Below are 24,998 nucleotides of genomic sequence, written 5' to 3'. Positions count from 1 at the left end.
AGCCACTGCCGAGCCAAGTGGTAGCGCCACTGTCAGCCCCATGACCAAGGCAACTACCAGCGCCGCCAAGGCCGCCAAGGCCACCAAGGCGATCATCGACGAGCAGGTCGCTGGCGACGAGCCCGCGCCGCTTGAGCGCTACAACGCCAAGCGCAACTTCAGCATCACCGCCGAGCCGGCCGGCGTGGTGCCGCGCCATCGCGCGAAGGCCAAGGGCGCACTGCAGTTCGTCATCCAGAAGCACTGGGCCAGTCACCTCCACTACGACTTCCGCCTGGAGCTCGGCGGCGTGATGGTGAGCTGGGCTGTGCCCAAGGGGCCCTCCTACGACCCCGCCATCAAGCGCATGGCCATCCACGTCGAGGACCACCCCATCAGCTACAACACCTTCGAAGGAGAGATACCCAAGGGGCAGTACGGCGCAGGTACCGTCATCATCTGGGACCGCGGCACGTGGGAACCGGTGGGCGATCCCGGCGAAGGGCTGGCCAAAGGCAAGCTCATCTTCAAGATGCACGGCGAGAAGCTGGCCGGACGCTGGGAGCTCGTGAGAATCGGCAAGCCAGGCGACAAGAAGCCGCCGTGGCTGCTGTTGAAGAAGCGCGACGCCTGGGCCAGGCCGCTCGCCGACTACGACGTCATTACCGCGCTGCCCGACAGTGTCGTCGCGACGCCGCTCGGCCTGATCGAGGAGCGAGACCCCCGAGCAGCGCCGGTCACCACGGCGACCGCCAGCGACACGGCGCAACCTGACCTCGCGAACGCGAAGAGGGCGGCCCTCCCGCTCACGCTGGCGCCACAGCTGGCGACCCTGGCGAGCGCCCCCGCCGACGCAGGCTGGCTCGCCGAGAGCAAGTATGACGGCTACCGAATCCTTGCGCGCATCTCCAAGGGCAAAGCGCAGCTCTTTACGCGCAACGGCAACGATTGGACCGCCAAGCTGCGCAGCGTCGCCAGTGCCGTCGAGGCGCTGGGCATCGACACTGCGTGGCTGGACGGCGAGATCGTCGTCATGAATGACCGGGACGTCCCTGACTTCAACGCGCTTCAGAACGCCATCGACAACTCGGGCACCGAATCCATCGTGTACTACGTCTTCGACGTGCCCCACCTCGGAAGACAGGATCTGCGCGCCGTGCCCTTCGACAGCCGGCGCAAGGTCCTCCAAGCCCTCCTTGAGGACCGTGCCTCCGAGCGAGTACGTCTCAGCCGGACGTTCGATGCGCCCGCGTCGCGGCTGCTCGCCGCCGCCTGTCAGATCGGCCTTGAGGGCGTGATGCTCAAACGGGCCGACGCCCCCTACACGTCCGGCAGAACGCAGACCTGGCTCAAGCTCAAGTGCCAACACCGCCAGGAGTTCGTCGTCGTGGGATTCACCGATCGCACCAACGCCAGCGGCGAGGTCGGCAATCTGACCCTCGGGTACTACGAGGACGGTGTGCTGAAGCACGCCGGCGCGGTCGGTACCGGCTGGAGTTCCAGCGCCGGACGCGAGATGCACACGCAGCTCGAGCAGCTCGAGGTCAAGACGCCCACGGTCGACCCGGCCGCAGCCAAGCCGGGTCGATGGTCGAAGCGGTCTGCCGGCGCGCAGCGCTGGGTGAGGCCAGAGATGGTCGTGGAAGTGGCTTTCGCCGAATGGACGCCGGACGGCTCGGTACGACACGCCACCTTCCGCGGCGTTCGCACCGACAAACCAGCGTCCAGCATCGTGCGGGAGGACGCCACCGCGGTGAAGCCGACAACCGAGACGTCCAACACCGCTAGCACCACCAACGCCACCCACACCACCAAGAGCGCAACGAGCGCAAAGGGCGCAAAAACCGCAAATGGCGCCAAGGGTTCAGAAGCCTCCAAGGGCGGCGCGGCGGTCAGCGTCAAGGTGAGCCATCCCGAGCGCGTCATCGACAAGTCCACCGGCATCACCAAGGTCGAGCTGGTTCGTTACTACGAGTCCATCGCGCAGTGGATGCTGCCCCACCTGAAGGACCGTCCGGTCTCGCTGGTCAGGGCCCCTCAAGGCATCGAGGGACAGCTCTTCTTCCAGAAGCACTCGGAGGCCAAAATGCCCGGGATGACCGAGCTGGACGCGGCGCTGTGGCCCGGCCACGATGCACTGCTCGCGGTGAATTCCGCGCAGGCGCTGGTCAATGCCGCCCAGTTCAACACGATCGAGTTCCACACCTGGAACTCCAAGTCTGGCCGCATCAACCTTCCCGACCGGGTCATCTTCGACCTCGACCCCGGCGAAGGCGTCACCTGGGCGCACGTTCAGGAAGCCGCGGTGCTGACCAAGGACTTCCTTGAGCAGCTCGGGCTGCAGGCCTGGTTGAAGACCTCGGGCGGCAAGGGTTTGCACGTCGTGGTCCCCCTGGCTCCCAAGCTCGAGTACGACGCGGTGAAGGCGTTCTCCCAAGCCGTCGTGCAGCACATGGCCAGGGTGATCCCCAGCCGGTTCGTCGCCAAGTCAGGAGGCTCCAACCGCGTGGGCAAGATCTTCATCGACTACCTGCGCAACGGCCACGGCCAGACCACCGCCGCGGCGTTTTCCGCCCGCGCAAGACCCGGCCTGGGCGTATCGATGCCGGTGTCGTGGGAACAGCTCCCCGAACTGAAGGGTGGCGCCCAGTGGACCATCGCCACGGCGCGTGAGTACCTCACCTTCCAGAAATCCGACCCTTGGGCCGACTACTGGAAGAGCAGGCAGACCCTGACCAAGGCCATCCGGTTGCTCAACGCGACATAAGCCCCTCCCCCACCCTCAACTGGAGCCGCGATGGCGACCAAAAAGACAGCAGCCTCCGACCAGCGCAAGTCAAGTTCGCGTTCCATCTGGAAAGGCGCCATCTCCTTTGGCCTGGTCCATGTGCCGGTCTCGCTGCACACGGCCACCGAGGAACAGGAGGTCGACTTCGACTGGCTCGACAAACGAACCATGGACCCGGTCGGCTACAAGCGCATCAACAAGCGCACCGGCAAGGAAATCGACAAGGACAACATCGTCAAGGGGGTGAAGCTGGAGGACGACAAGTACGTCGTGCTCTCCGACGAGGAAATCAAGGCCGCGTATCCCAAGCGCACGCAAACCATCGCCATCGAGACCTTCGTCAAGGCAACGGACGTCTCCTTCGTCTACACCGAACGGCCCTACTACCTGGCGCCCGAGGGCAAGGCCGACCGCGTCTACGCGCTGCTTCGCGAGTCGTTGGCCAAGGCCGGGGTCATCGGCATCGCACGCTTCGTCTTGCACAACAAGGAGCATCTGGCCGCACTGATCCCGGCCGGCCCGGCGCTCATGCTGGGGACGCTGCGCTGGGCCAATGAAGTGCGCTCGCCCGAGGCCTTGGACCTGCCCAAGGTGGGAGCGAACGCGAACAGCCTGAAGCCGGCGGAACTGAAGATGGCGCAACAGCTCATCGAAGAGATGACCTCCGTGTGGAAGCCGGGGGACTTCAAGGACGACTTCACCGGCGCCATCCGCGCGTTGATCCAGAAGAAGGCCAAGGCGGGCAAGACAGCCACGGTGGAACCGTTCGAGAAGGCCCCCGACCTCGGCAGCTCCAACGTCGTCGACCTCAGCGAGTTGCTGCGACAGAGCCTGGGCGGCAAGTCCAAAGGCAAGACGGCGCCTGCCGCGGCGCCGGCGAAGAAGGCAGCCGCCAAGAAGGCCACGCCCGCAAGGAAGGCAGCCTCAGCGACGAACCGGACCAAGAAGGCGGCCTGAACAGCTCAACGGGGCGGCGAATTTCAACCCTGCGACCTTCAAGAGATCTCCGAGGGATCATTGAGGGCTGTTGTCGACCGTTTCTCGGAGCTGAGCCCCGTTGGAGCCGACAGCCTCCTGCTGGCGCTTGAACGTGCGCCATGCTGCCGCGCCGGACATCGGCTTCAGGCGGCGTCGTGGACCATCCAAGGAATCCCTCGCCTCCCGCGGCCTGCTCAAGCCGTCCCGCCACGCATAAACGAACGACAAACTTTATGCGTTGGCGTCCGCAGGCTCGCCGTTTGCTAGACGAGGCGCTCACCACTTCATGGAGTGCCACATGACCCTCGTCCGTTCCAGCTCGTCCCGCTTCCCCTTCCCGTCCGCCTTCGCTGCAGCCTCGATGGCCGTGGTCAGCGTGCTTGCAGCCGGCACGGCCGGCGCGCAGGGCACCACGACCGCACAGAGCACCGCGGCCTCCTCGCCGCGCGCCGCGCACGCTGACAGCAGCTTCTTGAAGGACGCCGCCGAGGCCGGCTATGCCGAGATCGACGCCGGTAAGCTGGCCTTGCAAAAAGGTGCCAGCGCCGAGGTGAAGGCCTTCGCGCAGAAGATGGTCGACGATCACAAGAAGGCCGATTCCGAGCTGCAGAGCCTGGCCGCCGCCAAGGGCGTCAAACTCCCCACCGATGCGACCATGGTCGCCAAGGGCAAAGCCAAGATCCTGGAGAAGCGCGATGGCACGGGCTTTGACCATGCCTACGCGGAAAACCAGGTGTCTGCTCACAAGGACGCCGTTGAGCTCTTCGACAAGGCCTCCAAGAATGCCAAGGACGCCGATGTGAAGGCGTGGGCGGCCAAGACGCTGCCCACACTGCAGCATCACCTCCAGGAGGCCCAGGCTCTGGAGGCCAGTACCAAGGCGGCCGACAAGAAAAAGTGATAACTCCTTGCCGCGCAGAGTGATTCGGCGTGCGCGACGCCTTTCGGCGCCTCCCGGCGAAGGATCTGCGCCTCAGGTCGACGTTAAACGGGACCTTGAGGCGGAGTGTCCGAATCTCGCCGAGTTGTCGTGGGCGATATTGTCGGACATCCACTCCGGATCCGTTAGCCGCACGCTCGCCATCGCGAGCCGCCAATAACTGCGCATTGGCCGACGGCGAGCGGCAAGCAAGACGTGGCCGTACATGTCCGCTCGCTGTCCCTTGTCACCGGGCGGCGGTCTCGTCCGGAAGTCGGCAGTTTCAGATGGACTGTCCACGCGAACTTTGCTGGTTCGAGATCTTCCCCCTCGGCGCTTTGACATCCCCGAGGAATTCCGGCAGCGTTTGCAGGTATCTCGCGACATCAAGAAGACGCGCGTTTTAGGTCCGGCTGATCGAGGCAGCGTCGGGCCGTTCAGCGCAACGGCTGCGGCATTCCGCCGCGAACCTCGGCCGGGAGGATCAATTGCCGGCTTCTGTCGAAGCGGCTGTTCAGATCCGCCATCCGGGGACGGCCATGGAATTTCAAGCGGATCCGATCGAGGGGAATCTTGTGTACATCGAGGACCACCCCTTGAACGCGCTTCTCATCCAGCATTGGGCGGCTTTGCATTCGAAACTCGATGTGACGATCGCCGTTTCCGGGGCGGCAGGCTTGACCTGCTTCGAAACCATGGCGCCCGACGTCGTGCTCCTGGACATGCAGCTCCCTGACCTTGACGGTCTGGAGGTGCTCAGACGACTGCGACAGTTGCCTTCGTATCGTGATCAGCCGATCGCCATCTTCACGGCGGCCGTAGCGCAAGAGGACAAGAAGCGCGCGTTCGCCGCCGGGGCGAGTGCGTATTGGGCCAAGCCGGTCGACTTCATGGCATTCACCAAGGATTTGGCCGCACTGATGCCTGCGTCGCGTAACCATCGCGTTCAGCGCTGATCGCGCGGTCCTGAGGGTTCCTCGGGCGCCGCTTGCCGGTCCGCCGTTGCGGGCCGGACCCCAAATGCCGGGCGGTCGAGCCGTTCAGCAACCGGGCATCAGGGCATCAGGGCATCAGGGCATCAGGGCATCAGGGCAAGCAGGCAGGCAGGCAGGCAAGCAGGCAGACAACAGAACAACGGGCGATCGGGGAGTCCATAGCCTCGGCCAGCCTGTGGGGAGCGCCATGCCTCCCTATACTCCGCCATCTTCCTGTGGCCTCCCGTGAAACTCAAATTCCATCTGGCGCTCTTGTCCATCGCGACCGTCGCCCCCCTGGTGACCTTCTCCTGGATGGCCCTCCACGACTTGCGCCAGAGCGAACAAGCCGCGCTGCACGCCCGCGTATTCACGGCGACCCGGTCGCTGGCCAACGCGGTCCAGAGCGACGTCGGGCGCGCAGAGGCGGCACTGCGTGTCCTTGCGGCGTCCTCCAGCCTCGCCACAGCCCGGTATGACGACTTCCGCATGCAGGCTCTCGCGGCGCGAGTGGCTCCGGAGAACTGGATCGTTCTCATGGACAGCGCGGGGCACCAACTCGTCAACACCCGCTTGTCCCCCGGCGAACCCTTTCCGGCGAGTGGGGCGCCACCCAACTTCGGCGAGTTGCTGTCGGCCACCGATGTGACGATTTCCGGTCTCGTGGTCGGACAGATCACGAAGCGGCCCCAGATCCGTCTGGATGTGCCGATCCGGCTGCCCGACGGCCAAACGCTGTTGCTGACTTCGGCGTTGAGCGCCGACTACTTCCAGCGATTGCTCACCGACGCGAAGCTGCCTTCCGAATGGCTGGTTGGCGTGTTCGATGACAAGGGCATCACCGTGGCGCGCAGCCACAGGGCGCAGGAGTACGTGGGCAAGCCGGGCGGGAAGGTATTGCTCGAAGCCGCGCGCCGGGCCAGCGAAGGCCGTTTGTCCACGGTTTCCCGCGAAGGCATCGCCCTGCACGACACGTTCGTGACGATCCCCAGGCTGAATTGGGTCATTGCCAACGGCGTGCGAGCCTCGGACCTGGAGTCCGCGTCCTTGAAGGCCTTGAGGACCGCCACGCTGGGCATGGTCATCGCCGTCTTTGGGAGCTTTTGCATCGCGCTATGGCTGGGTGCCCGGCTCAGCCGGGCGTTCGGTCAGACGGCGCGTGCGGCCGCGCTGATGGGCCGCGGCGAATTGCCACGGTTCGACAAGAGCCATGTGGAAGAGTTTGACCTCCTTCAGCAACAGCTGGAGCAAGTCCACGCGGACCTCCTGGATGAGCGGGTGGCACGGCAAGGCGTGGAGGAGCAGCGCCAGGCCCTGTTGCTGAGCGAGCAGGCGGCACGCCAGCTCGCGGAACAGCAGAACCAGTCAAAGGATGAGTTCCTGGCCATGCTCGGTCACGAACTGCGCAACCCGCTCGGCGCAATCAGGTCGGCGGCGACCATTGCCAACACCGATCGGGCCAAGCCCGAGGCCCGCAGCTTCGCCCTGGGCGTGATTGCGCGGCAGGCGGACCATCTGGCGCGAATCATCGAGGACCTCCTGGAGGTCAACCGCGTGTTGCGAGGCAAGATCACCCTGCGCCTGGAACACCTCGACCTGGCCGAGGTGGTGCAAGCGGTAGTGGCGTCGACTCGGACGGCTGGTCGCTTCGAGCGGCACGAGGTGCAGGTGTCGATCGCACCCGCCTTCGTGCTCGGCGACCGCACGCGGCTGGAGCAGGTGGTGTCGAACTTGCTGAGCAATGCGCTCAAGTTCACACCCGAGGGGGCGCAATCTCGGTGGCACTGAGCAGCGACGAACGCACCGCGCTGTTGCGTGTGTCGGACAGCGGCACGGGGATGACGCCTGAACTGCTGGCGACGGCCTTTGATCTCTTCGTGCAGGGCGAGCCGCCGCTGGATCGCTCTCAAGGGGGCTCGGCATCGGTCTGGCGCTGGTTCGGCGGCTTGTGCAAGACCATGGGGGTACCTGCACGGCAGCAAGCGAGGGCCTGGGGTTGGGTTCGGTCTTTGAAGTGCAGTTGCCGATCGCCACCGCGTCCAGTGCCGCAGCTCCTTCATCGGCGTCAACGGCCGACCCATCCGCAACGCCCGTCGGCCCCGCGTACCCTGCCGTGTCCCGGCAGGTCCTGCTGGTGGACGACAACGCCGATGGACGCGAAATGCTCGCCGAGGTGCTGCGCTTGAATGGCCACCACGTTGACGAAGCCGCGGACGGACTTCAGGCTGTCAGCATGGCGCTCGAGGGTCGCTACGACGTCGCGTTCATCGACATCGGCCTGCCCGGCATTGACGGGTTCGAGGTCGCTCGGCGTTTAAGGGCGTCGCCGGCAGCCTCAGGCCTCCTCCTCTTCGCGCTGACCGGCTATGGCGAGGCGCGTGATGCCGCGCTGGCAGCCGGCTTTGATCGACACATCGCGAAACCGGCCGATCCGGACTTGGCGCTGGAGCTGCTGGACACCCTGCTGCGCAACGCCGATGGCCCTTAGATCCCCAGTGGCACGCGCTCAGCTGGAGGCCGGGCCCGAAGCCAAAGTCCGAAGCCAAGGTCCGAAGCCAAGGTCCGAGGCAAGGTGGTCGGCGCGGGCCGGCGAGGCGACCACGCCCGAGCGGGCCCAGGAGCATCCCTAGCGACGACACTGTCGACGTGCCACGCGTCGCAGCACGTCAACGTTGCTCAGCCATGCTGCCGCGGTGACGCCCGACTCAGCGCCGTGCCCGTCCCGTCCGCCTTCCATCGTCCCAGGTCCCACTGCCCTTCTCGCGTGCCACCTCGACGAGCGGCGTCCGAGCCGGCAGCGGCCCAGGGCGATAGAGTGTCTCCAGTGAACAACCGGTGCTAGGGGTCCCCATGCCAGAGTCGATGTCTGAGCTCGCACGCGAGTCTGTCACCGAGCTTTGCCAGGTCGAGCTGGCCGACCTGAGCGTGGGCGCGCAGGTGTGCGGACCAGCCCACGGCCCGGTCGCCATCCTGTTGCATGGCTTCCCCTACGACATTCACGCCTACGCCAAGGTCAGCCGCCTGCTCGCGCACCAGGGCGTGCGCGTGATCGTTCCCTACTTGCGCGGCTTTGGCACCACGCGTTTCCTGCGAGCTGACACCCCACGCTCCGGAGAGCAAGCCGCACTCGGTGCGGATCTGTTGGCGTTGATGAACGCGCTCGGCGTCGAGCGGGCCGTGTTGGCCGGGTATGACTGGGGCGGCAGAGCCGCCTGCGTGGTCGCCGCGCTCTGGCCCGAGCGCTGTGCGGGTCTTGTCTCATGCAACGGCTACAACCTCCTGGACCCGAGGACATCCCTCGCGCCGGACGTTCCCGCCAACGAAGCGCGATATTGGTATCAGTTCTACTTCCACGGCGAGCGCGGGCGACACGGTCTGGATCTGCACCGCGCGGCGTTGGCGGACCTGCTGTGGCGGATGTGGTCGCCCAACTGGACGTTCAGCGACGAAGTCTTCCGCCAGACCGCGCCCGCATTCGATAACCCAGATTTCGTCGATGTGGTGGTGCACTCCTACCGCCACCGATACGGCCTGGTGGACGGAGATCCACGCTACCTTGCGATCGAGTCGCAGCTGCTGGTACGGCCGGCCATCCTGCCCCCAACCATCTTGCTTGACGGCTTGGCCGACGGTGTCGCGGTGGAGGCCGACTCCAGGGCGCACGCGAGGCACTTCGCGCAGCTGCTGCGGCACGAGCGGGTGCCGGGCATTGGCCACAACTTTCCTCAGGAGTGCCCGGAGGTTTTCGCGAAAGCCGTCCTGGAGCTCACCGCACGTTGGTCGGATACACCGCCGTAGCGACGGCCGGCGCGCCCCCGTCACGATGAAGGGCTAGCGTGGCTGCAGGCTGCCCGTGGTCGAAGGTTGAGCGTCCGGTCATTCCACCTCAACTCGCAACGGCCTGCGGCTAAGCGTTTGACCCGGGCCACCATTTGCTCGGCAACGGGAGACTTGCGCGTGCCGATGTGGCGTAGGCCCGCTAGTCTCGAGTTCAAGTGACATAGCTAGGATGCCGATGTATCAGCAATCAGTTCGGGCATCCGATGAGCCAAAGTCAAGCAGCAGGCAAGCAGGATGCAACCATGGCTGACGCCTCGCCAACGAGCGCGCGTGGGCCGCAGGGCTCGGCGACCGAGGTCTTCCTGGCTTTCTTGAAGCTCGGGTTGACTTCCTTCGGCGGGCCCGTCGCTCACCTTGGCTACTTCCGTACTGAGTTCGTCGAACGTCGGGCGTGGGTGGACGACAGGAATTACTCCGACCTGGTCGCGCTCTGTCAGTTTTTGCCAGGTCCCGCCAGTAGCCAGGTCGGCATCGCGTTAGGACTTGGGCGCGCGGGGTGGCGAGGGGCGATTTGCGCTTGGGTCGGTTTTGCTCTGCCGTCCGCCGTCGCCCTCATCCTGTTCGCGCTGGGTGTCAACCAGTGGGCAGTGTTGGCGCAATCCGGCGCGGTCCACGGTCTCAAGGTCGTGGCAGTGGCCATCGTCGCGCAAGCCGTATGGGGTATGGCCAAGACGCTTTGTCCGGACCGTCTGAGAGCGGGTGTCGCCGTCGTCGCCGCTCTACTCGTGCTGGCCGTTCCGTCGGCGATGGGCCAGGTTGGTGCCATCGTCGCAGGCGGCATTGCAGGACGATGGGCGGTACAACTCGGACACCTGCCGGTCGCCGAGCATCGCGACTACGGCGTCAGCAAGAGGACAGGCGCAGCGATGCTGTTGGTGTTCGGCCTCTTGCTCGTGCTGCTGCCGGTTCTGGCGGCCACAGTCCGGTCGCCAGCTCTGTCGGCCATCTCGTCGTTCTACCAATCGGGCGCCCTCGTGTTTGGCGGCGGGCATGTGGTGCTGCCGCTGCTGCAGGCGAGTGTCGTGCCCGCCGGCCTGGTCACCAACGATGCCTTCCTCGCTGGATACGGGGCGGCCCAAGCCGCGCCCGGTCCCTTGTTCACCTTCGCCGCGTACCTCGGGGCAGTGATGACCGGCACGCTGGGAGGATGGATCGGTGGCCTGACGCTCCTCGTCGCAATCTTTGCTCCCGCGTTCCTGATGGTGGCCGGCGCACTGCCGTTCTGGGAATTGCTGCGCCAGCGCGACGATGTGCAGCGTGCGATGGCTGGCGTCAATGCCGCAGTGGTCGGCATCTTGGCAGCCGCGCTGTACGACTCCGTATGGACGAGCGCCATCCATTCGCGCGCCGATTTCGGGCTGGCCCTGGCCGCCTTCGGCTTGCTGGTGTATGGGCGGCAGTCGCCTGTGCGGGTCGTGGCGCTTGCGGCGGCTGCGGGCTGGATGCTTGCGCCATGAACCTGGCGTCCCATTGCTGGCAGCCAACGGTAGGACTGCAGGTGGGCCTGGTCGTCACCTGACGAGCATGCACCAAACTAGGGGCCACCTGCGGGAGATGCCAACGATGCGGTAGCGGTTCCCCGATCCGGCTGTCCGCTCCCGCCCGGAATCCGGCAAGCATGAGTAAACGCCGCCAACGACCCGTCTTCCATTTCCTGCCCATACACGCCGCCGCTAGCCAAGGTCGCCATGACTCCCGAGCACCCGACCCCACACCTCCAGCAGGTTCGAGAGCCACCACCTCCCGTGCAACGCGAGCGGCGATCACCGCAGGTGCAGTGCAACGCATAGGCTGCACTCCAACATTGCGCCGAATGAAGGCATCAAAGATTGCGTCGGCCGCTGTGGCGCGCAAGGATGTCGCTGAGCTGCGCCATTACGATCGGCTTGACGAGGTTGAAGTCGAAAAGCGTGGGCTCGTAGGCGACGAGATCGCCCGACCTCACAGCGGCGGACATCGACACGATCAGCGGGCAAGCGGTGCCAAGGCTTCGGGCAACTCGGGCGACTTCCATGGCGTTCCCCGAGCGCAGGTAAGGCTCCATGACCAAAGCGGCTGGGCGATCGCGCTCGAGGCACAGAAGCGCTTGTGCGATGGTGAAAACGCAAGTCGGTTGCCATCCGTCGAGTTCCAACCAACCGGCGACGGCTTCAGCCGCATCGGGGAAGTCATCCAGGAGCAAAACGGTACGGTTCTGAGCTAGCACCGGCACATCGTAGCGTGGCACAACGACACCCTGCCAGCTGCACGACTCCCTCGTCGCCGGCGAAATCCCATGACCAAGGTTTCACATCGCGACGGCGCCCCGAGATCGCCGCGCGCCCATGCTGCACCTCTATTCGACTGCCGGGGGTTAATCCCCCACCCGAATCGACCACGTCCAGACCGTGCTTCCTGCCCACGGCCCGAGCGGATGCGGCATTGCCTCCAGTCGACGCGGCGCTCGTCGCTGGGACGCCTCCCGCCACGGAAGTCGACTCGCCTTCGAGCGCTCTCCAGATGTCTGGCAGAAGGTGGATGGCTCCACTCTCCGGCTATGCAACCGCGATGGCGCCGCGCTTACTCGCCACGGCGGGTCCGGCGGTGATGCGAGCGCCGCTGGGCGGCGGCGGCGTTGGTCGTCGATCTCGCGCATCGGCTAGTCGAGGCCCGAGAGAGTCGAATACCTCCGAGGCCGCCGCGCGGACGATGCGTCATCGGCCCCCGCCAGTCACCCACTTGAATGAGGTGAAGCCGCTCCCCCGGCGACATCGATATGGGAACGGACAAGGCACCATCCGAGACGCCAGAGCACTGGTCGCAGAGCGACGTCCGCAGGCGGCGGCAAGTGTATTAGGCACGTATGGCCACATATGGCCACGAATATGCACGTATAGGTCTCGCATTGGCACGTATAGGCCGCGTACATCTCGCGGATAGGCGATGATTGACCATTGATCCACTCCTTCAATTCGACAGGAAGACCAATGGCGAAATCATTGAAGCAAGTCCTCGACCAGATCACCAAGCTTCAGCAGCAAGCCGACGAGATCCGCAGCAAAGAAGTGTCGGAGGTCGTTCAACGCATCCGCGTGGCCATCGACCACTACGGGCTGTCGGCCCGGGATCTTTTTGGGCCCGAGGGTCGCCGCACGCGCAAGGTGGCAGCTGCACCCAAAGGCCGCGCAGCAGCCAAGCATTCGGGTGTTGCCAAATACGCCAGCGGGGACGGTCGTACCTGGACCGGCGTTGGCAAGCGACCGACTTGGCTTGTCGAGGCCCTGGCGGCCGGCAAGACGACGCAGGACCTCCTCATCGACCCGTCCGCGACTTCGACGTCCGACACCGCGACTGCACAGCGCGCCAAGAAGTCGACCGCCTCCACCGCTGCCGGCGCTGGTGGGAAAAGGCGCAACGCCGCCAGAGGCGCGGAGGAAGGCGGCCTTCCCAAAGCCCTCGACGTCAGCCCTTCCGGCAGGTCGACCAAGTCAAGTAAGTTGAGTAAATCGAGAAAGGCGAGCAAGGCGCCCGGAGCCCCGAAGTACCACGACGGGGCAGGGAAAACCTGGACGGGCGTGGGAAAACGTCCGAACTGGTTTGTCGAGGCGTTGGCCGCCGGACGGCGGGCGGAAGATCTTTTGATCCCTGCCGCCGCCGCATAAAGCGGCCTCAATAAGACATTCGAGCCGGTCTTCGAGCCGGCCTTCGCGCCGGCCCATGGCGGGCGCTCGGTCATGGCACAGCCGGCCTGTCGTCGACACGTGACGAGCACCTGACGAGCACACCCGACCGTCGGATCTCCAACGCATCCCCTGCGCATCCCCAGTGCATCTCCAGTGCATCAACGGCGCATCACTGGATTTGACGTCACCGGCGGATCAGTCGGTAGGTCGCGAAGTGACGCCACTCGCCCCCTGGTTTCTCCGCCTCAATGGTCAAGGTCCATTCCTGGCTGGCAGGGAGATGAGTGAAGACATCTCGAAACGTTCCGCCGGAGTAAGGGATCCGGATCTCTATCAGGACGTCCGTGGCGTCGCCTTCGCCGTGAGGCAAGGAGTAAGCCGCTCCAAACGAGTCGAGCCAGTGCGCGAAGACGCGCCCGCTATCGTCGCTACCCAGTAAGACGCGGGCTTCGTAGCGAGGTGGCACCTGAACGTCCACCATATGCAACTCCAGAAACTTGCCGCCAAAGACACGGGTGGCGTCCAGTTGATATTGCACCGGCTTGCCACGCACATCACCGACCATCCGCCACGGGCCTTCCAGCCGGGCGGGCAGTTGTTCCGCCAACGCAGTCGCCTTTACACCCGGGATGGCTGTGGCGGTTGGGACTGCTGAGCCGCCGTAGGCGATGGCACGGACTGATCCGGATGAATTGAGCGAGTTGGCTGCATCGAGGCGCCGGCCGCCTGCGAGGGATGACCGTCCCGCCTCGCGCTGACAACATCGGTGGCGTTGTCGCCTTCGGCTGCTGCAGCCGCAGCGGTTGCTCCGGGCAAATTCTCAAGCTTGCAGCAAAGCACGAGACACAGGGCTGTAGCTCGAACGGAGAAATGAGGTCGGCGCATGTCGAAAAAACGTAACGGCTTGCGTGCAAGCACGCGAAGGCCAGGCCACGCCCTCGACCATCGCCGGCATCTCAGCTCCGTATCGGTGCGAGACGTCCCGCGCCAGCCACGCCACCCGGTCGATGACGACCGGGCAGCCAGTGGAAACATCCGCCAGCATGGAGCACGGCAGAACGACTACCGGCGCCAGTCGCTGCCCTGCCCCGCCCTCCCCGTCTCGCGCAGTTCTTGCCCTCCCACCGTCCCGGCCAACGGGCGCCAGCCTGCGCGGAAGCTGCCTTGCCGCGAGCAGGCTCACAGCGCGTGCCTCGGCCGTCATGTATCAGCTCGCCGGCTTGACCGCTGACGAGCGGGACATACGACCGCAAGGGAGCCATCGGAACCCGGCGCGTCTAGAAATCAATCACGACGTAGGTCTGACCGCCAAGCCGAGACACGGACTCTGCAGCACCGAGTGCGGCGCTCATGGAAGCGCCGGCGTACACCTCGGCGCCATTGGCAGACAGCACGCGGACCGACGCGCCCGACCCTGCTCCGCACGCCAACCCTGCGCGGCCGGCCGTCGTTCGAACGGAACAACTGGGAGAGATTCGCACGAACACGCCAAGCCCGGCGCCGTAGGCCGCCGACATGGTCATCGCGATCACCACGGCGGCGACCGGCCGGGGAATGCGACGAAGCACTGGTCTCATGGAGCCCGCCAATCGAACGATGGTCCCTGCAAATTGACGCGTCATGTCGCCCCGTTTCTCATCTCCCCGCGAGCCCCAAGGGGCTGGAAAAATTGGCCCCGCACCAGGTGCGGGGCCGCAAGACTGCTTGACAGTCGCCCGACCGAGGGGGGCGGTGGGCACGACACCCACCGGATGGCGAGTTCGATGGATGAGATTCTGATGAACGACCGCCCCGGCGCCCAGTCGATTTATCCGGACTTCCATGTAGTGCGTTTGCGGACGTTCGCGGCGCAATCGCCTCATAGGACGACGCCATACAGTGGCGTCGGACTGCGGTCACAAAGAACCTTTCTTTCTGCGCGTGCAGATAGCGACCAGTCTCCGGACCGACGGCGGCGCCTGCTAAAAGGGTCGCAATGCCGGGATTCCTCAGCTTCGGCCAAACTTCTCACGCGACACCGCGGTGTCCGCGACGTCGAATAGTGCTTCTCGAACTTTCGGCCACGGCGACGGTGCCGCCAGCCTGGGCCGCGCAAGCGGCCACCCGGAGCGGGTAGCGCGCCGCTCATTGCACGGTGGGCCGTCCGGGACCCAAGAAGAAACGCTTGCCGTCGGTGTCATGACGCGGTGGCGCCTTGGCGGCGTGGCGGCGTGGCGGCGTGGCGGCGTGGCAATTCGCGCCGCGGAGGTTGCCATGAAAAGCTGGGGGCGGAGGGGAATCGCACACGACACGCGACGAACGACGACGTTTCCAGCATGGGTTCGCGGTGGACGTCGACTCCCCCACCCGCGCAGATCACGATGCCTTCACATCCAGGAGTCACGAGCAGCGCGCTGAGGCTGGACGAAGTCGCTGGCGCGCCGCTCCTCAAGTCGCCAGGCTCATCCACAGACTGCCGTCGCGCGAGCCCAGATCCCGGATCAGACGGTCCATGTCATGCGCCTTGTCGTAGAAACGGTCGGCCCCTCGTGAGAGCACCAGCGGTTCATAGGTGCTCCGGTCATTGGCGCTGAGCACGATCAGCTTGCCCCGAAACCGATTGGCCCGGAGCCGCGACACCAGGCTGAGCCCGCTGCCACTGGCAATGTTCAGGTCGATCAGGACGGCGTCCGGTGCAGTGAGCTGCACGGTGGTAAGCGCGGCGGACTCGCCATCGCTTTGACCGACAACCGTGGCGCCTGCCTCATCCTCCAAACGTTGCACCACCATGCGGCGCAACAAGGCCGAGTCTTCCACAACAACCAACTTCATCGTCACTCCTGTAGTGGCTGCATGATGCCGACCGCGGGGCCATCCCGTCCAGGCGCTAGCCTCCGCTCTCGCGAAGGCTTTTGCGCTGAACATGTGTAGGCAAATCGAGCACGACTTCCGACGCGACTCCGCTTAGGGAACGTCATCGCGTGAGTTCGTGCCGGAGTCGCCTTGGCCGACGGCAAACATCGGCGGGGCGCGCGGCTGTCGTGCCGGCCCGTCACGCTTGGCGCCTCACTTGGCGCCTTACTCGCGTCTCACTCGCGTCTCACTTGGCGTCGACGCTGCCGAACGGCCTGGGCGCTTCGCGCAGCGAGGCGCACGCAGACAGCCCCCGCGATTTCCGCTATTGGTCGGCTCGGACCACTCGTTCGGACCGCTCTTTCGGACCATGTGTTCGGTGCGATCGCTGGATGCGATCGAACGCACGGCAAAACGAATGCGGCCGCTTCACCTCGCACGAGACGGCGCTGGGAAGGGTGGGAGTTCGAACCTGGGGACGGTCAACGAAACCTCGGTTGGCAACGCGCCCGTCTGGCCGGTGCGCAGGAACTCAAAGATCGCATCTTTGGCAGCCACGCTCTGGCGCAGTTGATAGAAGGCGCCATCATGCCCCGCGCGATGCACCAGGATTGCGCGTCCGTTGGGGAAGTAGGGCAGCAGCCCGAGCGTATTCTCGATCGGGGTGGACGTGTCCCAGTCGCCGTGGACGAACACGACAGGAATTGGCGAAACGCGCGGCAATCGGACGCTGTCGCCCATATCCGGAGTGGGCCAGTCGGACGCTGAGGAAATATTGCTCTCGAAGTTCCAGGTTCCAAGCAGGTCGGTGGCGGGATCCGTCCGCATTTGGTGTTCGCGCTCTGCGGTGACGCCCAGACTGCTGTCGACAAGTGGTCCGATCAAAGTCACGGGCGCGGCGCGGCGGTCCTGAAGGGTCTCCCGCGCCCAATCCTCGTACCGGCCGTGGTACAGCGACAGGATGAACGCCGGCCATCGCGCCGCGTCGCTGGTCCGCGACAGCAGGGCAAGCTGCAGATCCTCCTTGCCCAGCGCGACAACCTGGCGCTTGCCGACCTCGTCAACCACGACCACACGCACGACCTTCGGCGTGGACTGCGACGCGAATCGCCGATGAAGGGCGCGAACGGCCTCCATCACGCCACCTTGCGGAAGGTAAGGCGCCAGGCCCGCATCACGATCGGCGTCGTAGGCGATGCGCTGCAGAGCGGCGAAAACATGCGACGGCATGTCGTAGCCGTTGTTCAGCGGCTCGACGGACGAGAGCACCGCGCGGGCGACGATCTCGGGGTGGAACCGCATCACCGCGAGCGACCACTGCGAACCGAAGCTGCCCCCGAAAAGACTGATCTTGTCGTAGCGCAGCTCTCTTCGCAACGAGTCGATGTCCGCTGCGAACGCGTCGATCGTGTAGCCCGAGAGGTCCTTGTCCGAATGATGTGCCATCGCCCGGATCGCCAACGCACGCATGGCTTGCGCCTCGGCCTGCACCGACGCAGGCCGGTCCAGGGGCGATGCGTCGGACATCTCGACCAGTTTCTCTCCCCGGAACGTGTAGCCACGCTGCCCCACGATGACCAGATCGCCCACCGGACGAAAGCTCAGCCAGGAGCGCAAGCGCGCCTGGGCCGCCTCGCCGCTCTCGGTGAAGGCGCCCAACACGTCGAGGCCGGGGCCGCCGGGCAACCAGAACACGGGCGGCGCGCCGGTTGGATGGAGCGCCTTGATGCGGGCAAAACCGATCGCTATCGTTCGGCTGTTGGGCTTGCCTCGGTTCTCGGGCACAAAGAGCGTGCCCACCTCATAGTCGATCGTTTCTCCGCTCGCCAAGGTGACAGCGCGCTGCTCGATGCTGATGCGATCGGCAGTGGACTGTGCGCACACCCGCTCACTATGGAGGGCAAGCACCATCAGTGCGGTGAACAGAACTTGAATCGAGCGCACACAATGCTCCTTGAACCTGATCATCCGCTGCAAAACGGCAACGGGGCCTTGCGGAGCCACATGAGCACCGCATCGCATCAGGCATTGACGAACCGATCGTATCCGTGTGCCTCGGTTGGCGCGCACCCAGCAGCGCCGTCGATGTCCCGCGAGCTGCCGCGAGATGCCGCGAGATGCCGCGAGCGGGCCACCGGCAAGTCGTTGCGCCCACGTTGGCGGCCACGATCAGGATCTTGCTTGTTGGCGCCAAGCGTTCGCCTTCCTTGCACCTTCGCCATGAGCCGCCAGAGTCGGAGAAACATCCGGGTCCTGTGGGTCCTGTGTCTCTTGCGGTCCGGTGATCCGATGGGGCCAGCGGATCCCTTCCCGCCGTCCCCACCGCGACTGGCATGGGAGCAGACGCCCGGGCAATCACTCGTTCAGCGGTGCGTCGAAGACGCCTGCCGTCAGGGCCGCATCGGGCCATGCCAATGTGTCGCGTTCCTTAGTGAAGTCCGCGGCAGCAGGTGCATCGTCCGCCGCATGGGCGGGGGCAGCGGCTTGGACAGTGTCCGAGGTGCCCGCGTCGCGTGAAACACCTGCGGCGCCACTCAAGCGCTTCCGCACGAGACCGGCGGAACGAGCGGCGGGATCAGTGGCGGGACCAGTGGCGGGACCAGTGGCGAGCAGACCATCGTGTGCCAGCGTGCGCAACCGCGCCACGCGCCGACGTCCTTTGGGCAATCCGGCGAGCGCGTCGAACAACAGCGGATCGTCGCTGCGGCTCAACTCAAGCGTGACCCGAACACGACCTGGACCCGGGGCGATGCCGGTCTCGTCGGGTAGCCCGATGTGTGATCCGCTGGAGGGCGCGCCGGGTTGGCCGGTGCTCTGCCCCCTGCTCCGCCCGTTGCTTTGCTCGCTGCCTGCCATGCCGCCGCGCACGCAGTCGGGCATGTTGTCCGGCTCAGGTCGGCGGGACATCAGCGGCTTCCAGCGCCTCGCCGGCCTGCGTCAAGAGGTTCTCGCCAGCAATCTGAAACCCTTTGACGTTGGCGTACATGGGATCCCGCAGCGACTGGACCACGTGGTTGGGAAAAGCGGCCCGCACCGCATCCTTGAACATGAACGCGCCGCCGCCGACCAGGATGATGTTCTGGATGCTGTAGTCCTCGGTGATCCACTCCATCATCGACGACACGGCTGCGCGCGCGACAGTGCGGACGGTGGGCAGGATCGGCGTGAGGTCATAGGGCCGTTGGTAGATCAGCAAGGGCTTGCCGGTGCGCAGCGCCGCATCGATGGCGGGCAGGTCGTGATACGGTCGCCCGATGTCGCTGCCGATTTCCTGCGCCACCGTCTTGAGAATGTCGGACATGCCGCGGTTCACCGAATTGCTCACCTTGAGCACGAGCCGCATCCCGCGTGAGAAGAGCCAATCGAACGTGCGGGACCCAGGATCGATGACCAGGCTTTGCTCCTGGCCGATAGTTTTGCCCTTGTGGCACGCCGCCGTGTAGAAGACGAGCGCTCCTTGCGGCTGCGCGAGCGCAACCGCTCGCCGCACCGTGACACTTCGCCCGCGCCCGAGATCGTGGGTCCCCGTCATCAGGCGCTCGAGCTGCGCGCGGCGCGCCTGGAACATCGACACGGGCAGCCCCACCACCAGCAAATCGATTTCGTCGAGCTTCATGAAACTCATCGCTCCGCGCGCGAGCGCCAGGTACTCGGGCGTGCCCAGGTACTGATCATGAAGCTGCGTCGCGCGATAGTTGTCCGCGGCGAGCTGTACCTCCGGTCCCACCTCGTAGTAGGTGCCCCCGATCGGCAAGGCCACCGTCTTTCGGCGATCACCCGCGGACCCCGCGGACTCCGCGCCGGGATCCTTCATGCTCGTGTAGGCCAACGAGGGAAATGACGCGCACCTGGGTTCCGCCGCGGAACCTTCCCCGCGCCCCAGGGTGAACTTCGTCTGTCCGAATCCGACATCAATCGCCCGCACCACCTTGCTCATGGCTTCACCCCTCACCACGTGTCGACGCAGCGGAGCTTGTCGGTCGCACCACGCCGGCGAAAGGTCGCAATGGGGCCGTCGACACGCACAATTCGCCCGCACTCTCTCACGCTACACGTCCCCCGCCACACGTCCCAGGCGACAGGTCCGACGCGACACGCCCCAAGCCCCACGCTCCGCAGACCAACAGGCTCGACCTCACGACTTCGACAACCGTTCAATTCCGGGCGGCGAAAGTGCCGACTCGCCAGAAGCAATTGAAGCGTCTTTCAATCGACCCGCAGGCTCGCCACGCCCCATGCGAACTCACTCCCCTCGATCCATTCCCCTTGTTCACAACCAGAGGCCATTGCGCCCCTCGTCAACCCCCTCGCGCTCCGGTGGTGGGCAAGACAGTTCGCAACATGGACGGCGCTGTTTCGCGTGCTGGCCCGCCACCCCGAATCGCCGTCGGCAAGCTTGACCACCCGCGCGCCGGCGTTGCCTACTGAGGGCGTTCTAAAGCTCCAAGAGCATCAACAGGCTCTAAAAACTCCAACGGTTCCGAGGGCTCCAAAGGCTCCTTGTCCTCGCTTTCCTCACGGAAGCCAAAAAGGCGTCGCGCCCGACACGCGCCCTTCCCGCCCCCACCCCGAGTGAGGACGATGCGCTGCCCAGATGCAGCGCTTCGGAGGACCCTTCCGTAGCGCAGCGCCGCGATCCACCAGCCCGGCTGGGCGTTCTCCAAGGACGCATCGCGGCAACGCAGAACATGGCCAGGTACACCAGAGGTACCCGCGCAGTTCCCGCCACCATCGAGCACGCGCAGCGCGCGGCACACGGACGTGCTTGCCCCACTGGGGCTCCACGTGTGCACTCGCTCGAACGTCTGACGCTCCCTGGCTGCGGTCAGGGGAGCTACCCAGCAGACGGGTGGCGCTACGACACCAGCACTGATCCCGCAGAGGCGTCCCTGCCAGACAGGAACGTCGCGCCCCAGTCCTCCAAGGACATGGACGTACACCCCTGTGTTGACGTGGAAACACGCGCACAGACCGGATCAAACCCGTGTTCATTTTTAAGAACGGCCGCGTCGCCGGCGCCTATGAAGGCCGGCGACAAAACCTGGGTCAGCGCCTCGCGCTTGGGCTGCACGCGACGGCCAATCACGCGCTTCAAACAGCTCACCGTCGGAGCGATTGCGAGCGCCCCGGACAGACACGCCGCAACGTCACATCGGAAAAACGCTGCCCGCCCACCAAGCCGGGTCAACCTTGTATTGGAGATCGACATGTCCCGCGCCCATGAGCCCGCAACGCGCAAGACGACGATGACGACGATGACGACGATGACGACGATGACGACGATGACGATGACGACGACGACGACGAAGACGAAGACGAAGACGAAAACGACCAAGGCACGAAGCACGGCCAGCGTCACCGCGCGTGGGCGCCCCGCAGCCCGCCGGCGCCAAGACTGGGCAGGACTAAACGCCGCCGACGTGCTAGCGCGGCATCCCCCGGGCCAAACGCCGCCGACTCGGGTGCTGGGGATCTTGCTCGACCTGTTCAATGAGCAGCACACCGCGCGCCACAAGAGCGTGTCCCACAAGACCCGCCACGACCGCGCCGTGTTCCTGCGCCGCTTCTTCCGGGATCTGAGGGACAAGGCGGGTTTCGCGACCGTCCCCGATCCGCGCAATCTGGGCGGTCGCCACATCCAGGCGATGCTCGATCTGTGGCAGGCGCAGCGCATGGCGGCGGCGACGATCCAGACCTACCTGAGCTTCCTTCGCGGTCTCGCGATCTGGATCGGAAAACCCGGACTCGTACGAACGGCGGCGAGCTACGGCCTGCCAGCGTCGAGCTACCAGCGCCACGAGGTCGCCCACCGCGACAGGACCTGGAGCGGTGCCGAGGTGCCCATCGAGCCACTGATCGCCGAGGTGTGTGCTTATGACGCCCATGTGGGCGCGGCGCTGCGACTGATACAGGCGTTCGGGCTGCGTCGCAAGGAGGCGGTGATGATGCGGCCCCACGCCTGCGAGGTGGCGTTCGAGGCCACGGGACTGCCGCAGGACCGGCGCAGGGCCGACAGCTACTTGTGGATTCGCCAGGGCAGCAAGGGCGGGCGACCTCGCCATATTCCCATCGCGACCACGCAGCAGGAACAGGCGCTGGCCTACGCGCGGGAGGTGGCCGTGGGCCGCGACGCGCATGTGAGCCGACCGGGGCGCGACCTGCGCCAGAACCTGAACCGGTTCAGCTACGTGATGCGCCGCTTCGGGATCACGCTCAAGGAGCGCGGCGTCACGGGCCACGGTCTGCGCCACGAGGCGCTGGTGGCCGTGTGGGTGCAAGCCACCGGGGAGGCGCCACCGGTGCGCGGCGGCGCGCGCGTGGCGCGCGACGTGGAAGTCGCGGCCCGGCAGGAGATCGCCGAGCTGGCCGGGCATTCGCGCGCTCGGGCGGCGGCGGCCTACATCGGATCGCGACGCGCAGGGGCGACCAGCGGCGGGCCGCCAGATCCGTCCACGCCGCGAGCCAACTCGCTATCCACCCCGCTATCCACCCCGCTAGCCACCCCACCCTAGCGACCGACCGGTAGGGCTTGAATCGTGCCCCTGACGCGAGTGATCAGGCGGCACCGCCCATGGCGCCGCCTGCCGGGCTCATCATCGGTGTCACCCGCAGCACCTGCGGCAGCCATCCCGTCGATGCCAGCACCTGCTGCGCGCCGGCAGCCGCAGCCTCCTTCTTGAGCTGTTGCAAAGGAGCGGCTGCTTGCGCGCCGAGGACTTCATGCACCACCTGCGCGATGCGCGCCTTGGAGACGTGGCTGAAGTAGCTCGCCGCACTGGCCTGCCACCACTTGCGCATGTCCAACTCCAGCGCCTGCGCGAGACCCTCGGTGCGCTGGCACCGGGGCGATTCAGGCTCGGCGGCGTAAACCCCCGACACGCTGCTCGCCACGAGGAAGGTCAGCAGCTTCGTGACCATCGCCGCGTCCTGGGCAAGCATCCACGGCAGCAGCGCCTGCGCCTCGGCGGGAAGTTGGTCGCGCCAGAACTGGCGTTGCGCCTCCACCGCCAGCCATGCCGGGCTGCTGACGATGTCGGGCGCGTCGCTGCTCAGTGGGCCGTGCGTGTCGGTGGCGCTGAAGGTGAGCGGATCGCCGCTCGTGTGCACATGTTGATAGCCGTCCAGCAGCAGCTTGCCAGCCAGTTGCGCCGTGAGTGTCGCCAGCGCGACCTCGGGCCTGTCCAGCAGCTCTGCCTGGATGGCCGCCACGCGGTGTGCCGTCAGGTTGCGCGTGAGGCGCTCGGAGTGGACCGGTCGGACCTTGGGGACACTGTCCGACGACGTGCCGAAGGCATCTGCATCGTCGAAATCCAGCCCGTCGTCGTGACCGCCATGAGGGTCATGGGAATCATGGGAGTCATGAGCGCCGTCGGAGCCGCAGCCTTGATCACCAGCAGCGAGTCGACTGGCCCGGACGGCCTGGGCTGCCCGCGCCAGTTCGTTGCGGTCCTCCGGACGGATCAGGCCGTACCGGACCGCCGGGCTCGCGTCGGCGTCGACGTAGACCACGCATCCTGCAAACGCCATCAGCTCGGTCTGCCACACGCTGAGCGACTCGTGCAACGCGGCAATGGCCGCGCTGGCTGCGTCGCATTCGGATTCAAGGGCGGATTCAAGGTCGGCTTCCATATCGCCTTGCAGATCGCCCTGCAGATCGACTTCCAGCTGCTCATCGTCGCCCTCGCCGGGCAGCGCATCGTCGTTCCTGCCGTCCTGGTCAGCCTGCTCGGCTTGCTCGCCATCGCCTTCCCCCAGCTCGTTCCCCTCGACGCCGTCCAGCGCTTGCAACTTCCGGGTCAGCGCCGCAAGCCGCCCCTCCAGCACAGCCAGTTCGGCAGCCTCCGTGTCGTTTGCCGGGCGGCGTGACTTCCTGAGTTCGCCGTGGCGCGCATATTCGTCGTGCACGAAACGCGCACGCACCTCCACCCACTTCCAGCCTTCGGCCAGGATCTGCCTGGCCTTGCGCTGCAACTTCGCCACCGCCAACTGGTCGAGCAGCACCGCGTCCAGCAGGTAGACCTTCTTGTCGTTGTCGCTGAAGAGGTCGCGCCTTGAAGGGCCGCCGGCCTTCTCGTACGCCTTGACGCCGACGTACTTCGCCACCGGGCTGCGATCGGACTCGACCTCGCCCTGGCTCAGCACGCGGCGAAGGTGGTCGGGTTGGCGGCTCCAGGCGTCCAGCCCCTCCCATGCCTGCTCCTGTCGGGTGTGGTCGTCCACCGACGCCAGCGCCATGAGGCAGTCCATGCTGATCCGGCCTTGCCGGAACTCCGCGATCAGCTTGGGGGACACGGCGGCCAGTCTCATGCGTCGCTTCACGACGAGCGGCGTCACGCCGAAGGCGGCGGCGACGTCCTCCAGGGAGCGGCCCTGCGCCAACAGCTTGGCGAAGGCCTCGAACTCGTCGGCGGGGTGCATGGGCACATGGAACGCATTTTCGGAGAGGCTCGCGATGAGGCCGTGCTCGGCGGCGACCACGAGCACCGGCACCGGAACGTTCTCGGGCAGCGTCCCGGCGCTCGCCAGCAAGCCCAGCGCCTGCAGCCGCCGTCCTCCGGCGCAGACCTCGTAGAGGTTGCGCGCGCCTTTTATGACGATCAGATTTTGGAGGACGCCGCATGCCTGAATGGACGCGGCCAGCTCCTCGATGCTCAGGCGCGACGTGCTGCCCGCCGGGCGCGCCTGATAGTCCTTCGACAGGACGAGTTGATGAAGGGGGATGAAGGTCCGGCACGACGCGTCGATGATCGCCGCGATCTCAGCCTTGGAGATTTTCATGAGGGCTCCTGGTGTGGGTTGAACGACGGGTGGAGAACCCAACCCGTACATTCAGGATCACATCGGAGCCTCGCGGGTCAAGGGCATGCGCGGGCCTGCCATACGCGGCAGACGCTGCGATCTCGTTGAGAGATCGGCACCGACACAGTCAGCGACACAGACAGCGGCGCAGACAGCGACACCAACACCGCATCCAAGTTCGAGATCGAGTGCGAGTCAGAGTCAGAGTCCGAGTTCGAGTTCGAGTT

At 65.8% G+C, this 24,998-nt stretch carries 18 protein-coding genes; 10 read left to right on the top strand and 8 right to left on the bottom strand.

The annotated features are described in order from the left end of the window. Nucleotides 1-40: 40 nt before the first annotated feature. The 8 genes from ligD to chrA all read left to right on the top strand — a co-directional run bounded on the left by ligD (nt 41) and on the right by chrA (nt 10,935). Nucleotides 41-2,746 carry a DNA ligase D gene (ligD, locus tag ACQ859_RS16700; protein ID WP_431266576.1) on the top strand — a complete coding sequence of 902 codons (2,706 nt, stop codon included), beginning with the start codon at nt 41-43 and terminating at the stop codon, nt 2,744-2,746. 30 nt (nt 2,747-2,776) lie between these two features. Beyond that, nucleotides 2,777-3,724 (top strand): Ku protein, encoded by a 948-nt coding sequence (locus tag ACQ859_RS16695; protein ID WP_431257568.1) that lies wholly within the window; start codon nt 2,777-2,779, stop codon nt 3,722-3,724. A 319-nt stretch (nt 3,725-4,043) separates the two neighbouring features. After that, on the top strand, nt 4,044-4,646 hold the full coding sequence (locus tag ACQ859_RS16690; RefSeq protein ID WP_431261888.1) for a DUF4142 domain-containing protein: 603 nt from the start codon (nt 4,044-4,046) through the stop codon (nt 4,644-4,646). A gap of 506 nt (nt 4,647-5,152) precedes the next feature. Next, a complete protein-coding gene (locus tag ACQ859_RS16685; RefSeq protein WP_431261887.1) occupies nt 5,153-5,620 on the top strand; it encodes a response regulator in 468 nt (155 codons plus the stop codon). A gap of 264 nt (nt 5,621-5,884) precedes the next feature. Then, nucleotides 5,885-7,426 (top strand): sensor histidine kinase, encoded by a 1,542-nt coding sequence (locus ACQ859_RS16680; RefSeq protein ID WP_431257572.1) that lies wholly within the window; start codon nt 5,885-5,887, stop codon nt 7,424-7,426. 346 nt (nt 7,427-7,772) lie between these two features. Then, on the top strand, nt 7,773-8,126 hold the full coding sequence (locus ACQ859_RS16675; RefSeq protein WP_431261886.1) for a response regulator: 354 nt from the start codon (nt 7,773-7,775) through the stop codon (nt 8,124-8,126). Between the two features lie 374 nt (nt 8,127-8,500). After that, complete coding sequence (locus ACQ859_RS16670) at nt 8,501-9,436, top strand: alpha/beta fold hydrolase (RefSeq protein WP_431257574.1); 936 nt, start codon at nt 8,501-8,503, stop codon at nt 9,434-9,436. Between the two features lie 284 nt (nt 9,437-9,720). Beyond that, complete coding sequence (gene chrA, locus ACQ859_RS16665) at nt 9,721-10,935, top strand: chromate efflux transporter (protein ID WP_431261885.1); 1,215 nt, start codon at nt 9,721-9,723, stop codon at nt 10,933-10,935. Nucleotides 10,936-11,300: 365 nt separating this feature from the next. Here the strand turns inward: chrA and ACQ859_RS16660 are convergent, their stop codons facing one another. Then, nucleotides 11,301-11,705 (bottom strand): hypothetical protein, encoded by a 405-nt coding sequence (locus ACQ859_RS16660; protein WP_431257576.1) that lies wholly within the window; start codon nt 11,703-11,705, stop codon nt 11,301-11,303. 739 nt (nt 11,706-12,444) lie between these two features. Between ACQ859_RS16660 and ACQ859_RS16655 the strand changes: the two genes are divergently transcribed. Next, entirely contained in the window at nt 12,445-13,119 is a 675-nt protein-coding gene (locus ACQ859_RS16655) for an H-NS family nucleoid-associated regulatory protein (protein ID WP_431257577.1), read from the top strand. A 205-nt stretch (nt 13,120-13,324) separates the two neighbouring features. Here the strand turns inward: ACQ859_RS16655 and ACQ859_RS16650 are convergent, their stop codons facing one another. The 6 genes from ACQ859_RS16650 to ACQ859_RS16625 all read right to left on the bottom strand — a co-directional run bounded on the left by ACQ859_RS16650 (nt 13,325) and on the right by ACQ859_RS16625 (nt 21,331). Then, nucleotides 13,325-13,747, bottom strand: coding sequence for a hypothetical protein (locus tag ACQ859_RS16650; protein WP_431257578.1), 423 nt, complete (start codon nt 13,745-13,747; stop codon nt 13,325-13,327). A gap of 1,820 nt (nt 13,748-15,567) precedes the next feature. After that, nucleotides 15,568-15,951 carry a response regulator transcription factor gene (locus ACQ859_RS16645; protein ID WP_431257579.1) on the bottom strand — a complete coding sequence of 128 codons (384 nt, stop codon included), beginning with the start codon at nt 15,949-15,951 and terminating at the stop codon, nt 15,568-15,570. Nucleotides 15,952-16,401: 450 nt separating this feature from the next. Beyond that, on the bottom strand, nt 16,402-17,916 hold the full coding sequence (locus tag ACQ859_RS16640; RefSeq protein WP_431261884.1) for an alpha/beta hydrolase: 1,515 nt from the start codon (nt 17,914-17,916) through the stop codon (nt 16,402-16,404). A 411-nt stretch (nt 17,917-18,327) separates the two neighbouring features. Beyond that, on the bottom strand, nt 18,328-18,879 hold the full coding sequence (locus tag ACQ859_RS16635; protein ID WP_431261883.1) for a hypothetical protein: 552 nt from the start codon (nt 18,877-18,879) through the stop codon (nt 18,328-18,330). Continuing rightward, nucleotides 18,863-19,909 (bottom strand): PRTRC system protein D, encoded by a 1,047-nt coding sequence (locus ACQ859_RS16630; protein WP_431261882.1) that lies wholly within the window; start codon nt 19,907-19,909, stop codon nt 18,863-18,865. The genes ACQ859_RS16635 and ACQ859_RS16630 overlap by 17 nt, the downstream gene beginning before the upstream one ends. A 918-nt stretch (nt 19,910-20,827) precedes the next feature. Next, complete coding sequence (locus ACQ859_RS16625; protein ID WP_431261881.1) at nt 20,828-21,331, bottom strand: hypothetical protein; 504 nt, start codon at nt 21,329-21,331, stop codon at nt 20,828-20,830. Nucleotides 21,332-21,446: 115 nt separating this feature from the next. On the opposite strand from ACQ859_RS16625, the gene ACQ859_RS16620 reads away from it, so the two are divergent. Continuing rightward, the gene (locus tag ACQ859_RS16620; RefSeq protein ID WP_431261880.1) at nt 21,447-22,484 is read left to right on the top strand and encodes an integrase domain-containing protein; all 1,038 of its coding nucleotides are present in this window, start codon (nt 21,447-21,449) and stop codon (nt 22,482-22,484) included. A 43-nt stretch (nt 22,485-22,527) separates the two neighbouring features. Here the strand turns inward: ACQ859_RS16620 and ACQ859_RS16615 are convergent, their stop codons facing one another. Continuing rightward, nucleotides 22,528-24,750 carry a ParB/RepB/Spo0J family partition protein gene (locus ACQ859_RS16615; protein ID WP_431261879.1) on the bottom strand — a complete coding sequence of 741 codons (2,223 nt, stop codon included), beginning with the start codon at nt 24,748-24,750 and terminating at the stop codon, nt 22,528-22,530. Nucleotides 24,751-24,998 lie beyond the last annotated feature (248 nt).

Source organism: Roseateles chitinivorans (assembly GCF_050632235.1).
Taxonomy (GTDB): Bacteria; Pseudomonadota; Gammaproteobacteria; order Burkholderiales; family Burkholderiaceae_C; genus Roseateles; species Roseateles chitinivorans_A.
This window is presented reverse-complemented; position numbering and strand designations above follow the sequence as displayed.

Coding starts and splice junctions, on each gene's coding strand:
- chrA (WP_431261885.1), top strand. CDS start 9,721: ATGGCTGACGCCTCGCCAACGAGCGCGCGTGGGCCGCAGGGCTCGGCG.
- ligD (WP_431266576.1), top strand. CDS start 41: ATGACCAAGGCAACTACCAGCGCCGCCAAGGCCGCCAAGGCCACCAAG.
- ACQ859_RS16670 (WP_431257574.1), top strand. CDS start 8,501: ATGTCTGAGCTCGCACGCGAGTCTGTCACCGAGCTTTGCCAGGTCGAG.
- ACQ859_RS16655 (WP_431257577.1), top strand. CDS start 12,445: ATGGCGAAATCATTGAAGCAAGTCCTCGACCAGATCACCAAGCTTCAG.
- ACQ859_RS16690 (WP_431261888.1), top strand. CDS start 4,044: ATGACCCTCGTCCGTTCCAGCTCGTCCCGCTTCCCCTTCCCGTCCGCC.
- ACQ859_RS16645 (WP_431257579.1), bottom strand. CDS start 15,951: ATGAAGTTGGTTGTTGTGGAAGACTCGGCCTTGTTGCGCCGCATGGTG.
- ACQ859_RS16615 (WP_431261879.1), bottom strand. CDS start 24,750: ATGAAAATCTCCAAGGCTGAGATCGCGGCGATCATCGACGCGTCGTGC.
- ACQ859_RS16695 (WP_431257568.1), top strand. CDS start 2,777: ATGGCGACCAAAAAGACAGCAGCCTCCGACCAGCGCAAGTCAAGTTCG.
- ACQ859_RS16635 (WP_431261883.1), bottom strand. CDS start 18,879: ATGTCCCGCCGACCTGAGCCGGACAACATGCCCGACTGCGTGCGCGGC.
- ACQ859_RS16630 (WP_431261882.1), bottom strand. CDS start 19,909: ATGAGCAAGGTGGTGCGGGCGATTGATGTCGGATTCGGACAGACGAAG.